General features: G+C 68.6%; 11 protein-coding genes. 7 read left to right on the top strand and 4 right to left on the bottom strand.

Translation table 11 applies throughout. The features are described from left to right. Nucleotides 1–153 precede the first annotated feature (153 nt). The 6 genes from BM140_RS07055 to BM140_RS07080 all read left to right on the top strand — a co-directional run bounded on the left by BM140_RS07055 (nt 154) and on the right by BM140_RS07080 (nt 9,539). Nucleotides 154–1,341 carry a flagellin N-terminal helical domain-containing protein gene (locus BM140_RS07055; protein WP_091943465.1) on the top strand — a complete coding sequence of 396 codons (1,188 nt, stop codon included), beginning with the start codon at nt 154–156 and terminating at the stop codon, nt 1,339–1,341. A 34-nt stretch (nt 1,342–1,375) separates the two neighbouring features. Continuing rightward, nucleotides 1,376–2,878: a PepSY domain-containing protein gene (locus tag BM140_RS07060; RefSeq protein ID WP_091943467.1), complete on the top strand. Its 1,503-nt coding sequence runs from the start codon at nt 1,376–1,378 to the stop codon at nt 2,876–2,878. A 192-nt stretch (nt 2,879–3,070) separates the two neighbouring features. Continuing rightward, a complete protein-coding gene (gene mqo / locus BM140_RS07065; protein ID WP_165616412.1) occupies nt 3,071–4,774 on the top strand; it encodes a malate dehydrogenase (quinone) in 1,704 nt (567 codons plus the stop codon). A 223-nt stretch (nt 4,775–4,997) separates the two neighbouring features. Next, nucleotides 4,998–8,057: a penicillin-binding protein 1A gene (locus BM140_RS07070; protein ID WP_091943469.1), complete on the top strand. Its 3,060-nt coding sequence runs from the start codon at nt 4,998–5,000 to the stop codon at nt 8,055–8,057. Between the two features lie 43 nt (nt 8,058–8,100). Then, on the top strand, nt 8,101–9,171 hold the full coding sequence (locus tag BM140_RS07075) for a hypothetical protein (protein ID WP_091943471.1): 1,071 nt from the start codon (nt 8,101–8,103) through the stop codon (nt 9,169–9,171). 8 nt (nt 9,172–9,179) lie between these two features. Then, a complete protein-coding gene (locus BM140_RS07080; RefSeq protein WP_091943473.1) occupies nt 9,180–9,539 on the top strand; it encodes a winged helix-turn-helix domain-containing protein in 360 nt (119 codons plus the stop codon). A 268-nt stretch (nt 9,540–9,807) separates the two neighbouring features. On the opposite strand, the gene BM140_RS07085 is transcribed toward BM140_RS07080, so the two are convergent. Further along, nucleotides 9,808–9,990 carry a hypothetical protein gene (locus tag BM140_RS07085; RefSeq protein ID WP_091943476.1) on the bottom strand — a complete coding sequence of 61 codons (183 nt, stop codon included), beginning with the start codon at nt 9,988–9,990 and terminating at the stop codon, nt 9,808–9,810. A gap of 103 nt (nt 9,991–10,093) precedes the next feature. Continuing rightward, complete coding sequence (locus tag BM140_RS07090) at nt 10,094–10,462, bottom strand: DUF4440 domain-containing protein (RefSeq protein WP_091943478.1); 369 nt, start codon at nt 10,460–10,462, stop codon at nt 10,094–10,096. 418 nt (nt 10,463–10,880) lie between these two features. Here BM140_RS07090 and BM140_RS07095 point away from each other — a divergent pair, with 418 nt between their 5' ends. Further along, nucleotides 10,881–11,255, top strand: a complete 375-nt coding sequence (locus tag BM140_RS07095; protein WP_091943480.1) for a VOC family protein — start codon at nt 10,881–10,883, stop codon at nt 11,253–11,255. A gap of 122 nt (nt 11,256–11,377) precedes the next feature. Here the strand turns inward: BM140_RS07095 and BM140_RS07100 are convergent, their stop codons facing one another. Both BM140_RS07100 and rpmG read right to left on the bottom strand, forming a co-directional pair. Next, nucleotides 11,378–12,283 (bottom strand): outer membrane protein, encoded by a 906-nt coding sequence (locus BM140_RS07100; RefSeq protein WP_091943482.1) that lies wholly within the window; start codon nt 12,281–12,283, stop codon nt 11,378–11,380. Nucleotides 12,284–12,818: 535 nt separating this feature from the next. Next, nucleotides 12,819–12,986 carry a 50S ribosomal protein L33 gene (rpmG, locus tag BM140_RS07105; protein ID WP_003602581.1) on the bottom strand — a complete coding sequence of 56 codons (168 nt, stop codon included), beginning with the start codon at nt 12,984–12,986 and terminating at the stop codon, nt 12,819–12,821. Nucleotides 12,987–13,132: the final 146 nt, after the last annotated feature.

Genomic DNA, 13,132 nt, shown 5'->3' on the forward strand with positions numbered 1-13,132 from the left:
CACGAACACGGCCGGAGTCCCGCTCCGGCCGTGTTCGTGTTTTAGGACGAAGAAATTCGTTAGGGAAAACGCGGCGTTAACCTGCCGGAAACCCGTTCGTGGTGAATTAACCTTAATGCCGGTTAGGCATGCGCCTCGAACGGGTAGCCAGTCATGTCCTCCAGCGTCACTCTCTCCGCCGCGACCCGCCAGAACCTGCTCTCGCTGCAGGACACCTCTGCCCTCACCTCGACCACGCAGAACCGCCTCGCCACCGGCCTCAAGGTGTCGTCGGCGCTGGACAGCCCGGTCAACTTCTTCACCGCCCAGGCCTTCACCAGCCGTTCGGGCGATCTCAGCGGCCTGCTCGACTCGATCTCGAACGGCGTGCAGACGATCCAGGCGGCCAACCAGGGCATCACCTCGATCCAGAAGCTGATCGACTCGGCCAAGTCCACCGCCAACCAGGCGCTGTCGACCCAGATCACCACCACCGGCACCGCTTCGACCGAGTTCGCGCCGTCCGCCAACACCATCTCGTTCTACGTCAACGGCGACCTGAAGACCGCGACGCTGACCGCCACCGACACGATCGACGTGGCGATCGCCTCGCTCAACACCGCCGCCGGCGGGACGATGTTCTCGAAGGACACGAGCGGCAAGAAGATCGTGCTGAACGCCAGCGCCGACGTGGAGTTCAAGACCGCCGCCGATCAGACCAATCTGGGCTTCGACGCCGGCTCCACCACCACGGCCGACCGCTACGGAACCGGCAACGACGTCATCAGCCAGAGCCCGAACCTGACCGTCGCCGGCGTGGAGAGCCGCAAGAAGCTCGGCGAGCAGTTCAACAGCCTCCTGATCCAGATCACGCAGCTGGCCAAGGATGCGAGCTTCAACGGCGTCAACCTGATCGCCAACGGCGATCCGTCGAACAAGCTGCACATCGCCTTCAACGAGAAGGACACGGCCAACCTCGACATCCAGGGCCAGGACCTGACCTCGGACGGCCTCGGCCTCGAGACCATTGTGGGCGATTCGGGGGCGACCCCCGACGGCAAGGGCAACTTCCTGCTCAACACCGACATCAAGACGACGCTTTCCAGCCTCGGCACGGCGTCCGACACCCTGCGGGCGGCGAGCTCCACCTACGGCTCGAACCTCTCGGTGGTGCAGAACCGGCAGGACTTCACCAAGCGCCTCGTCAACATCCTCGATACCGGCGCGGCCAACCTGACCAACGCCGACCTCAACGAGGAGGCGGCGAACTCCCAGGCGCTCTCGACCCGCCAGTCGCTGGGCATCTCGGCGCTGTCGCTGGCCAACCAGGCGCAGCAGGGCATCCTCCAGCTGCTCCGCTGATCCTCCGGCGGCCGCCCTCCCCACGGACGGCCGGATGGTCTATGGCCCCGGCGGCGGCGCGCCCGCTTCCGATGCCTCCTTCATCGACGTCACCTTGAGCAATTTCGGCAAGCGCGCCCTGCGCTGGCTCCTCCTCGGCCACCGCTGGCTCGGGATCGTCTTCGCCCTGGTCTTCGCCGTCTGGTTCCTGTCCGGCGCGGTGATGATGTATGTCGGCTTCCCGCGCCTGAGCGAGGCCGAACGGCGGGCCGTGCTGCCGCCGCTGGCGCTCCCGCCCGGGATGATCGGCCCCGATGCGGCGCTCGCCGCCGCGAAGTTTTCGGGGCCGCCCGCTCGCATCGATCTCGGTATGCTGGGCGACGCGCCGGTGTACCGGGTGAGCGCCTTGGACGGCACGCGCATCACGGTCTCCGCGCTCGACGGCCGGGCGATCGCGGGGGGCGATCCCGCTCTCCTCCTCGAAGTCGCAAAAAACCACCCCGCCGCCCGCGCCGTCGAGGATCTCGGCGCCGTGACGTGGGACCAGTGGACGGTGCCGCAGCGCTTCAACCCGCTGCGCCCGTTCCGCCTCGTGGCCCTCGGCGACGCCGCCGGCACCCGCCTGTACCTGTCCGAGCGCACCGGCGAGGTCGTCCTCGACACCACGGCCTCCGAGCGGTTTTGGAACTGGCTCGGCGCGGTGCCGCACTGGATCTACCTCACGCCGCTTCGGGCCGAGCCCGCCCTGTGGCGCGACGTGGTCCTGTGGGTCTCCGGCATCGCCATCGCGGTGGCGGTGAGCGGATACATCCTCGGCCTGTCGCGGCTCCGGTTGAAGCCCCGCTACGCCACCGGGCGGACCACGCCCTATCGCGGCTTCGCGGCGTGGCACCATCTCGGCGGCCTCATCGGCGGCACCGCGCTGCTGACCTTCATCGTCAGCGGTTGGCTGTCGATGAACCCGAACCGCTGGTTCTCGCCGGCCCTGCCCGACGCCGCCGCCCTGGCCCGCTATGCCGGGACGGAGGCGGCGCCGTTCCGGTTCGATCCGGCCGAGGCCACCCGCATCTGCCCGGATCTGAAGGAGATCCGCTTCACCCGCGCCGCCGGCGTGCCGGTGGCGCGCGCGCTGTGCGGGCAGGCCCCGCCGCGCCCCTGCTGCGGCAGCGCCGCGCCGAATCCGGACAGGCTTGCCCACGCCCTCGCCGGTCTGATGCCGGGGGAGGGGGCTCCGCGCCTCGAGCGGATCGAACGCGAGGATGCCTACTGGTACGGCGACCGGGAGACGCGCCCGCTCCCGGTGCTCCGCGCCGTCTTCGCCGACCCGGCCGCGACCTGGATCCATCTCGATCCCGACACCGGCGAAATCCTCGGGCGGATGGACCGCTCGAACCGGGTGTCGCGCTGGCTGTTCAACGGCCTGCACACCCTCGACTTCGCGCGGCTGCCCCGTCCGGCCTGGGATGTCGTGATGGGCCTCTGGCTCTCGGCGGGCTTCCTCGTGGCGGTCACCGGTCTCGTCATCGGCTGGCGGCGCCTGAAGCGTCGCTTCGGCTGATTGTTTTCCTTTCTCCGTGCCCCGCAGCCGGCCGAGCCGGCGATCGAAGCATGGCAGCTATGCTGACATATCGCTGCCGGCTGGGCGCTCCGCGCGCTAGCGGAACAGGCCAAATAAATTTTGAGCCACACTCAAAATAAAATGAAAAATAACCGGCGTGGCGGCCGCAGACTCCCAAATGGGGCTTTTTCCATGCACGATCGTTCCGAGCCGCGCTCCGTGTCGCGCACCTTGCCGATGAACCGTCGGCAGCTGATCGGCGGCGCGCTCGCGGGCGCGGCCGTGAGCACCTTGCCCGGCGGCCCGCTCTTTGCCGCGGGCGAGGCCCGTAAGGTCGACGTGCTGCTGATCGGCGGCGGCATCATGAGCGCGACGCTCGGCGTCTGGCTGCGCGAACTCGAGCCCGGCTGGTCGATGGAGATGCTGGAGCGGCTCGACGGCGTCGCGCTGGAAAGCTCCAACGGCTGGAACAATGCCGGCACCGGTCACTCGGCGCTCGCCGAACTGAACTACACCCCCGAGGATTCGAAGGGGAACGTGAAGATCGAGAAGGCGGTCGAGATCAACGAGGCGTTCCAGGTCACCCGCCAGTTCCTGGCGTGGCAGGTGCAGCAGGGCGTGCTGAAGAACCCGCGCTCCTTCATCAATTCGACCCCGCATATGAGCTTCGTCTGGGGTGACGAGAACATCGCCTACCTCAAGAAGCGCCACGAGGCGCTGAAGGCCAGCCCGCTCTTTGCCGGGATGGAATACTCGACCGACCCCGAGCAGTTGAACAAGTGGGTCCCCCTGATGATGGAGGGGCGCGACCCGAAGCAGACCATCGCGGCCACGTGGACGCCGACCGGCACCGACGTCGAGTGGGGTGAGATCACCCGCCAATACGTCGCCTCGCTGGCCGCCCGCCCGAACTTCTCGCTGCGGGTCTCGACCGAGGTCGAGAGCATCGAGCGCAACCGGGACAACACTTGGCGCATCACCTCGAAGAACCTCAAGGACGGCTCGCGCCAGACGGTCGACGCCAAGTTCGTGTTCATCGGCGCGGGCGGCGGCGCGCTGCACCTGCTCCAGGCCTCTGGGATTCCCGAGGCGGCCGATTACGGCGGCTTTCCGGTCGGCGGCTCGTTCCTCGTCAACGAGAACCCGAGCGTGGCCCTGCGCCACCTCGCCAAGGCCTACGGCAAGGCCTCGGTCGGCTCGCCGCCGATGTCGGTGCCCCACCTCGACACCCGCGTGCTCGGCGGCAAGCGCGTGATCCTGTTCGGGCCGTTCGCGACCTTCTCGACCAAGTTCCTCAAGGAAGGCTCGTATTTCGATCTGCTCACCTCCACCACCACCAGCAACGTCTGGCCGATGGTGCGCGTCGGGGTCGATCAGTACCCGCTCGTCGAGTACCTCGCCGGCCAGCTGATGCTCTCCGACGAGGACCGCTATCAGGCCCTGCGCGAGTATTTCCCCAACGCCAAGAAGGACGAGTGGCGCCTCGTTCAGGCCGGACAGCGGGTGCAGATCATCAAGCGCGACCCGGAGAAGGGCGGTGTGCTCAAGCTCGGCACCGAGGTGGTCGCGGCCAAGGACGGCAGCATCGCGGCGCTGCTCGGCGCCTCGCCCGGCGCCTCGACCGCCGCGCCGATCATGCTCTCCGTGCTGGAGAAGGTGTTCGCGGATCGCGTGAAGAGCGCCGAGTGGCAGGACAAGATCCGCAAGATCGTCCCGAGCTACGGCACCAAGCTCAACGCCGACCCGCAGAAGGCCTACGAGGAGCTGGCCTATACCAGCGAGCACCTGCAGCTCACCCCGCCGCCGAAGCCCGCCGCCGTCACGATCCCGGTGAGCGCCCCCGCCGCCGAGACCACGGGCGGCGTGGTGAAGGCCGTGCCGGACATGGCGCCGTAAGCACGACGGGCATTCTCCTCCCCCTTGTGTGGAGGAGGTAGGAGGTGGGGGTGGTGCAGAAGGCACCGCCCCGCTCGATCCTGAACCACCTCCACCCCGAACCACTCCCCGCAAGGGGGAGGGGACAGGTCGTGCTTCATCATAAATCAGCCGCGTTGTGCGCCGCATGATCGGCGCTTCGGGCGTTTGAGGCCCGCTCGCTCCGGGTTCCCGCGCAGGCTCGATGAACGCCATCCTGATCAAGCTGTTCGCGACCGCGCTGACGCTGAGCCAGGTCACGACGCGGCCCGATGCCGTGCGCACGCAATTCGACCCGGGCAAGGACGGGCCGGAGGTGGTGCGCATCCTGCGCGACGGCTGCGCGCATATGCGCAAGAGCTTCGACATCGAGGACATCAACCTCGACGAGCTGATCTCCACCGCCATGGAGGACCCGAGCGCGGTCGCGGGCGACAACGCGCCCAAGATCCTGCACGGGCTCGATCTCAACGAGCTGAACACGAGCTACAAGCAGTTCTGCAAGGGCGAGAACCCGGCCAATTCCCCGTTCGAGGCCGGGGCGGTGATCGCGTTCTACAACAACGCCGTGAAGGACCTGCCCTCGGCGGAAGCCTTGCGCGACATCAAGCTCGCCAGCGCCAGCGTGATCCTCGATGCCGCCGGAAAGCCCTATTCCGAGACCTTCGAGCCGAACGGGCGCCGCCTCGTCGTGCCGATCGAGGGCATCCCCGAATTGGTGCAGAAGGCCTTCGTCGCGGCCGAGGACAAACGCTTCTACCAGCACCACGGCATCGACGAGCGCGGCGTGATCCGCGCCTTCGTCGGCAACCTCGCCTCGCCGGGGCGCCCGGCCGGCGGCTCGACCATCACGCAGCAGGTGGTCAAGAACCTCTCGGTCGGCGACGACGTCACCTACGAGCGCAAGATCCGCGAGATGATCGTGGCCTCGCGCCTGGAGCGCATCCAGACCAAGCCCAAAATCCTCGGGCTCTACCTCAACGGCATCTATCTCGGGCGCGGCGCCTACGGCATCGAGATGGCGGCGCGCTCGTGGTTCGGGAAGTCGGTCGGCGCACTCACCGTGCCGGAGGCCGCGCTGCTCGCAGGCCTGCCCAAGGGCCCGAACTACTACAGCCCCGACAAGTACCCCGACCGCGCCCGCGAGCGCCGCGCCTACGTGCTGACCCGCATGAAGGAGGACGGCGCGATCACCGAGGAGCAGATGAACGCGGCGCTGAAGAGCGATCTCGGCATCAAGCCCCCGGACACGGCGCGACGCGATTCCGGCTTCTACCTCGTCGATCACTTGGCGCGGGAATCCCGCACCTTCGCCGGTCTCGAATCGCTGACGAACGCCTCCTACACGGTCCACGCCACGGTCAATGCCGGGCTTCAGAGCGCCGTCGAGGGCGCGATCCAGGAAGGCCTTTCGACCTACGAACGCGGCACCGGCCGCGCCCGTTACGAGGGGCCGGAACTGAACCTCGCCGACGCGGTGAAGCGCTTCGAGACCGCCGCCCCGGCGCCGGAGCCGGCTGCCGAAGCCGCGCCCGCGGTGCCGCTGCCCAAGGGGGTGAAGGGCGCCAAGGCCCTGCCGGTGCCGAAGGCGCCGGCGCAAAAACCCGCATGGCAGCGCGCCCTGGAGACGGCCCGCGCCCCGCTCTACGATCTGCGCTGGCCGCTCGCGGTCGTGCTTCAGACCGGCAAGAACGGCATCCGGGTCGGCCTGCCCGACGGCCGCATCGCCAGTCTCGACCCCGGCCCGGCCCGCGCAAAACTTCAGCTCTACGATGCCGTGCGGGTGCGCCTGCGCGAGGGCAAGGGCAGCCTGCGCGCCGACCTTCGCGTGCGCCCGTCCGTCCAGGGCGCCGCCATCGTTCTAGAGAACAAGACCGGAAAGATCCTGGCGATGACCGGGGGCTTTTCCTACCCCCTGAGCCAGCTCAACCGGGTGACGCAGACCGTGCGCCAGCCGGGTTCGACCCTGAAGCCGCTGACCTATCTGGCCGCGCTGAACGCCGGCCTCCAGCCCAACACCCTGGTGATGGACGCCCCCGTGACCCTGCCGCCCATCGGCGGCATCGGCGCCTCGTGGTCGCCCAAGAACTACGACGGCGGCGGCTCGGGCGCGACGACGATCCGGCGCGGCCTGGAATTCTCCAAGAACCTCGTCACCGCCCGCCTGCTGGAGGGCGGCATCGCCAAGAGCGCGCCGCAGAGCCTGCAACGGGTCTGCGACATCGCGCTGGAGGCCCAACTCTACGCCGAGTGCGAGCGCTACTATCCCTTCGTGCTCGGCGCGCAGCCGGTGCGGATGATCGATCTGGCGAGCTTCTACGCCGCCATCGCCAACGAGGGCGCGCGGCCTTCCGCCTACGCGCTGGAATCGATCGAGCGCGACGGCAAGCCGGTCTATGCCCGGCCCGCCAAGGCGCCCGTGCGGATCGGCTCGGCGGATCGCGTCGCGTTCTACCAGCTCAAGACCATGCTCCAGGGCGTGACCCAGCACGGCACCGCCGCGGCCCTGTCCGGCGTCTCGGCCTACGTGGCGGGCAAGACCGGCACCTCGGAGAACGAGAACGACGCGTGGTTCGCGGGCTTCTCCAACGAGATCACGGTCGTGGTCTGGGCCGGCTACGACAACGCCGACGGCGTGCGCAAGACGCTCGGTCGCGGCCAGACCGGCGGCCATGTCGCGGTGCCGATCGCGCGGGCGATCTTCCAGGCCGCCTGGGCCAACGGCGTGCCGCGCACGCCGCTCGCGCCCCCCTCGCCGGAGGCCAAGGCGTATATCGCCGACCTGCCGATCGAGCCCCGCAGCGGCCAGCGGGTGGCGGGCGGCGGCTTCATCGAGCATTTCCGCCTCAAGGACGGGCGCGTGTCCGACACCCAATACGCGCTGGTGCCCCGCGAGACGATGTACGCCATGCGGCCGGATTCCGAGGACGGCGACGGGGCCGGCGCCGAGGACGGGGCGGATGTGGCCGGCGACATCCTCGGCAACCTGATGGGCGGCGGACGGCGCGACGGCTACGATCCGTTCGGCCGCGACCGGCCGGACGCGGATCCGCGCTATGCCGACCCGCGCTCGTCCGATCGCACCGCCGATCCCTGGGGCCGCCGCGACGCCCGTGAGGCCGAAAGCCCCTGGCCCGGCCGCGACCGCTACGGACAGGCCAATCCCTCGCCGTTCGGCTCCTCGCCCTTCGAGGACGAGCAGCCGCGGGCGCGCCAGCGCCGCCGCGATCCCGACTACCTGTTCGGCGACGACCCGCGCTACTGACGCGGGCCTTCTCCTCATCCCTGTCGTCTTCCCGAGGTCCGCTGTGCCCAGGCATTACCCGGCCACCCTGTTCGTCGCCCTCGCTCTGGCCGGTCCGGCCCTCGCCCAGGAGGCGCCCAAGGAGCCCGTCAAGGAGCCCGCGAAGCCGGCGGCCGTCTCCGACCGGGTGAAGGACGTGGCGGCGCTCAGCCCCACGGACGCGGCAACGCTCAAGCCCGGCACGGTGCTGTTCCGCGATTCCCGCGAGAACGCCTCGACCAATCCCGAGAACGGCCTGATCGCGTTCGAGGCCTGGAAGAAGGCCCGGCCCCAGGAGGCCGCCGCCCTCTCGCCCTGGCCCGGCTACACCGAGCCGGACTACGCCCAGACCCTCAACGGCGTGACCAAGCAGCGCCACGAGACCCTCAAGGTCTACGTCGCGGAAGGGCGCTTCGTGGTGGCCAAGCCCCCGTCGGCCATCGATCTTTCTGCCTATGCCAACCTCGACTTCCTGGCCAGGATGGACCCGGTGATCCGCCACAAGCGGCTGGAGCCCGCGGACGCCACGCCGACCAAGGACCCGGCCGCCGCCTTCGCCAAGCGCCCCGACCGGCCCTGGTGCGGCGCGGGCGGCGCCTGCATCGAGTCGCGCTACGATCTCGAAGGCAAGCTGCCGCTCGGCGTGAAGCTCGCCAACAAGCTCGAACTGGGGTCCTCCAAGAAGGTCGCCGAGTTCGTCTCGTTCCAGAGCGAGCTGCGGGTGCTGCCGCCGGCCGAGGCCGCGAACCTGTCTGCGCTGACCCGCATCGAGACCCCGGTGGCGGGCGGGCTCGAACAGACGATCTTCTGGGTCAACCAGATCCTGCGCTTCGGCAAGTTCCTGGCGGTGATGCAGCCCGCACCCAACGACCCGAACCGGACGGTGGTGACGACCTACATGGCGCTCGCCATCAAGGCCGACGTGCTCGACCGCAAGCAGGAATACGCCCGGGTGCCGGTGCTCAAGAACCTGCTGCCGGTGCAGGTGTTGATGGGCAATTCCTCGTTCAACACCGGCTCCTCGATCAGCGCGGGCGTGCCGACCTACGCCCGCAACCGCATCGTCGCCTTCGCCGACGCGCTGGCCAAGAACTGAGCGCGTCCGTGGCGCGCCTGAGCATCCGCGTCGATCTCGGGCCCGACCACCGGCTCGGCCCCGGCAAGGTGCGGCTGTTGGAGGCCATCGCCGAACACGGTTCGATCACGGCAGGCGCACGGGCGCTCGGCATGTCCTACCGGCGCGCCTGGATGCTGGTGGAGGCGATGAACCGCGGCTTCGGCGCCGCGCTCGTCGAATCCCAGGCCGGCGGCCGGGCCGGCGGCGGGGCGCGGCTCTCCGCGCTCGGGGCGGAGGTGGTCGAAGCCTACCGGGCGGTCGAGCGGGCGGCGCAGGAGGCCGCGGCGCCGGCCCTGCATCGCCTCGCGGCGCGCTGCCCGGAGGGCGCGCCGCCCACGAAAACGTGAGAAATCGTGCCGGATGTCATCCCGAACGGTGGACGTGAGATGGTATATTGCATACCTTGCCCGGACTCGTTCCTGAGACCGCGAGCACCTCGACCGGCGCGCCCCACCCTGGGCGCGCCGTTTTTGTTTTTTTGCTGAAGGGGTTGGCTGATCACCTCTCTCTGTCGGCCCCTCGCATTTGAAGGCGAACAGAAATGGGGCGCTTCTCCTCACCCTTGTGGGGAGGGGAGCCGCGCCAGCGCGGCCGGACCGTAGGGCCAAATGAAGATTAGTCCGGCTGGAGCCAGGGCAGGCCCGTCGTGACCAGCAGGGTCAGCCCGGCGGCGAAGAGGGCCGCGCCGAGGCTCGTCTCGAACGGGTGATCGTAGCCGACCCGTTCGAGGACGGAGCCGGCCGAGGCGATGGCCAGGCCGATGCCAAGGGGGAAGAGGGCGGTGGGCAGCGTGCTCATGGGCCGACCCTACGCCGCCTCGCTTGCGCGGGCATGGCGCGGATCGTCGCCCTCGGCGCGAAGGTCGCAAAGGTTCCCTGATGCGACCGATTTTTTTAAGGTTCTATCCCTCCTGGGACGGCACGGCGATGCGCGGCGTCTGCTGGTGCTGCACCACGCGCCATTCCTCGTGCGACAGGCGGCGATAGGTCGAGGTGCAATGGGCCTCGTAGGTCTCGTCCCCGCGCGTGGCCTTCACGCCGTAGGCGATGACGATCAGGCCCTCCTGCGGCCGGGCGATGCGGCCGTCCGCGATGGCGACCTCGTCCCAGCGCGGGGTGTCGGCCACCGCCGCGATCGCCTCGGCGCCGCCGAGCACGTAGGGCGGGTGCGGCAGCGCCATCAGGCACGCGTCGTCGACGAGTTCCCGGTAGCGGTCGGCGCCGCCCTGCCACAGACTCTTTTCGAACGACCAGACGCGATCATCGTCCACTTCCACTCTCCCATGCCAGAGGCGCGACGGGAGAAGACGCGCCCGCGCCGATCGTTCCGGCGGCAGGCGATGCGGCGGCGGGTGCCGAGCGCATTCCGGCGAAGCGGACACCGGGTCGCAAGAAGACGCGTCAGGACCAGAGCGGAGAGCCGCAGCGGGATCGCGACGGAAACGGGCGCGACGCCGTGCCCGGATGCTCGGTGAGCGGATCCTGCGGCGTGGGCGGTCGTTGACCGTCGCCCGTGGCACTCCCATCTCTGGCCCGCGCCGATCGCGATCCTGTCGCGGCATCGCGCCCGTTGACGTTTCCCATCGCCGCGGTCGAGCCGTTCCGGCTCCCGTGTGCGAGCGCGCCGGCTGCCGTGTTCGCCCCGTTCACGAGCGGCCGGCGCGTCCCGCCCCCTTCCGGAGAGGATGCATGTTCACGCATGTCATGATCGGCAGCAACGATCTGGAGCGGGCCCGCGGCTTCTACGACGCCACCTTCGCCGCCTTGGGCGGCGAGCCCGGCGCGATGGATGCCAGAGGCCGGCTGATCTACGTCCATGAGGGCGGTCGGCTGATGATCACGACGCCGATCGACGGCAAGCCGGCGACCGCGGCCAATGGCGGGACGATCGGCATCATGGCCGCGAGCCCTGACCAGGTCCGCGCGTGGCATGCGGCCGGGACCGCGCAGGGCGGCACCGCGATCGAGAGCCCGCCCACCGAGCGCCCGAACGGGTCCTTCGTTGCCTATCTTCGGGATCCCGACGGGAACAAGCTCACTGCCCGGACGGCGCCGACGCGCTAAGGATCGTCCGGGATATCGGATCCAGGACGATCCTCTACGCCCTGGTCTCGCATCGTCTTTTTCCGAAAGCCGGAGGACCGCCCCGGATCACCGGATCCGGGGCGGTCCTCTGCGCGGTCGTGTCAGTACGAGCCGAACTTGTAGTTCAGGCCGGCGCGGACGATGTTGCCCTCGGTGCGAATCTTGGCGAGGGACGACGGCCCATCACCCGCGGCATCGACCGGAGCGACGACGCCGAAGTCGACGAGGGTGCGGCTGCCGAGGTCGTAGTGGAGATACTCGACCTTGAGCGTGATGGCGTTGGCCCTGAAGAAGTTCAGGACGCTGTCGGTCGGCAGGGCGTACTCAATGCCGCCGCCATAGGCATAACCCGTCTGCATCTTGCGATGGCGCGTGGTGATGCTGTTGCGTTCCACGCCGTCGCCGCCGGGGCTGTTGTCGGTGGACGTCCCGGTGAAGGTGAACCGGTCATCGGTCTGGCCGTAAGCGAAGCCGCCGGTGCCGTAGACCAGAACGCGATCCCAGGCATAGCCCAGGCGCCCGCGGACCGTGCCGAGGAAGCTGAGCTGCTTCGTCGCCGTGACCGCGGAAGCCTCGGTGACGGTCCCCGGCGGGAAGCCTCCGTCGGCGCTTTCATCGACGAGGAACGTGCTGCTGCGCCGACGCTTCAGGTCGGTGTACTGGGCATCGGCTTCGAAACCGACGACCAGACCGGAACCGGGCGTGAGCTGATAGTTGTATCCGATCTGCGCGCCGCCGGTGAAGCCGCCTGCATCGAACTTCTGGCGAGCGAGACCCAGACCGTTGATGACGGCCGACGCCTCCAGATCGGTCGGATCCAGGGCTCGGGTCGTGAGACGATCGTTGCTCCAGGCATAGCCCGCGTTGAAGCCGGCATAGATCCCGGTCCACGTGAAGACGGGAACCGGGGTGAAGACGGGAGGAGCCGCCCGACGGGGCAGGTCGGCGGCCGAGGCGGCCAGGGTCAGTGCAGTATAGGAGACCAGCCCCAGGATGACGGCTTTCATTGTACGAGCCCGTTTTTGGTGTTGAAGCGTGGCTGTCGTACCGGATCGTATATCGGACTGTCTATGCTTTACCTGCAACACCGCTCCCGAAGGTCGGTCCGGCATCCGCACAATTTTTGCGAAGGTTTTTCTGTCGAGTTCGCATGATAGCGCAGATCTCGACAGGGCTAGGTGCAACAAATTTTTAATACCAATCGGCGATGATCATGAGTCATCGCCGATTGCCCCCCGCGACGGCGGGGCGGCGGGCGTCCGCCGGACGCACGGAACAGGGCCATCGGTCCGGTTCCGTGTTGCTTGTTGTAAGGGGTTGGGTGCGGGCGGCGGATGGCAGCGTCCCGGAATCGTCCCTGACGATCCTCTTGCGGTGCGCGCAGGGCTACGGCCGCAGTCTGGTGGACCGCAGGTGACGTGCCGACCTTCGGACCGAGCGGCCGCGTGGCCTCGGTCGGTTCGCCTCGACCCGAACGAAAAAAGCCGCCACGTCTGCGCGGCGGCTTTCGTTCGTCAAAGCGCTGACTTGGTGTCGGATCGCTTACTTGATCTTGGCTTCCTTGAACTCCACGTGCTTGCGGGCGACCGGGTCATACTTCTTCATGACCATCTTCTCGGTCTGCGTGCGCGAGTTCTTCTTCGTGACGTAGAAGTAGCCCGTGTCGGCGGTCGAAACGAGGCGGATCTTGACGGTGACGGCCTTGGCCATGGCTGGCGCTCCCAATGCGGGTTGTCGGACACGATTCGCGATCGTGGCGGCGCCCACGCGAAACGCAAAAGGCCGGGACACCCCGGCCGAATTCCGCGGGGTGAATGCCTGACGGGCCTCGGTTCGTCAAGCCGATGCGTTGCCTA

Origin of the sequence: Methylorubrum salsuginis (genome assembly GCF_900114375.1) — a bacterium.
GTDB classification, from domain to species: domain Bacteria; phylum Pseudomonadota; class Alphaproteobacteria; order Rhizobiales; family Beijerinckiaceae; genus Methylobacterium; species Methylobacterium salsuginis.

Coding starts and splice junctions, on each gene's coding strand:
- BM140_RS07060 (WP_091943467.1), top strand. CDS start 1,376: ATGGTCTATGGCCCCGGCGGCGGCGCGCCCGCTTCCGATGCCTCCTTC.
- BM140_RS07070 (WP_091943469.1), top strand. CDS start 4,998: ATGAACGCCATCCTGATCAAGCTGTTCGCGACCGCGCTGACGCTGAGC.
- BM140_RS07055 (WP_091943465.1), top strand. CDS start 154: ATGTCCTCCAGCGTCACTCTCTCCGCCGCGACCCGCCAGAACCTGCTC.
- BM140_RS07085 (WP_091943476.1), bottom strand. CDS start 9,990: ATGAGCACGCTGCCCACCGCCCTCTTCCCCCTTGGCATCGGCCTGGCC.
- BM140_RS07095 (WP_091943480.1), top strand. CDS start 10,881: ATGTTCACGCATGTCATGATCGGCAGCAACGATCTGGAGCGGGCCCGC.
- rpmG (WP_003602581.1), bottom strand. CDS start 12,986: ATGGCCAAGGCCGTCACCGTCAAGATCCGCCTCGTTTCGACCGCCGAC.
- BM140_RS07100 (WP_091943482.1), bottom strand. CDS start 12,283: ATGAAAGCCGTCATCCTGGGGCTGGTCTCCTATACTGCACTGACCCTG.
- mqo (WP_165616412.1), top strand. CDS start 3,071: ATGCACGATCGTTCCGAGCCGCGCTCCGTGTCGCGCACCTTGCCGATG.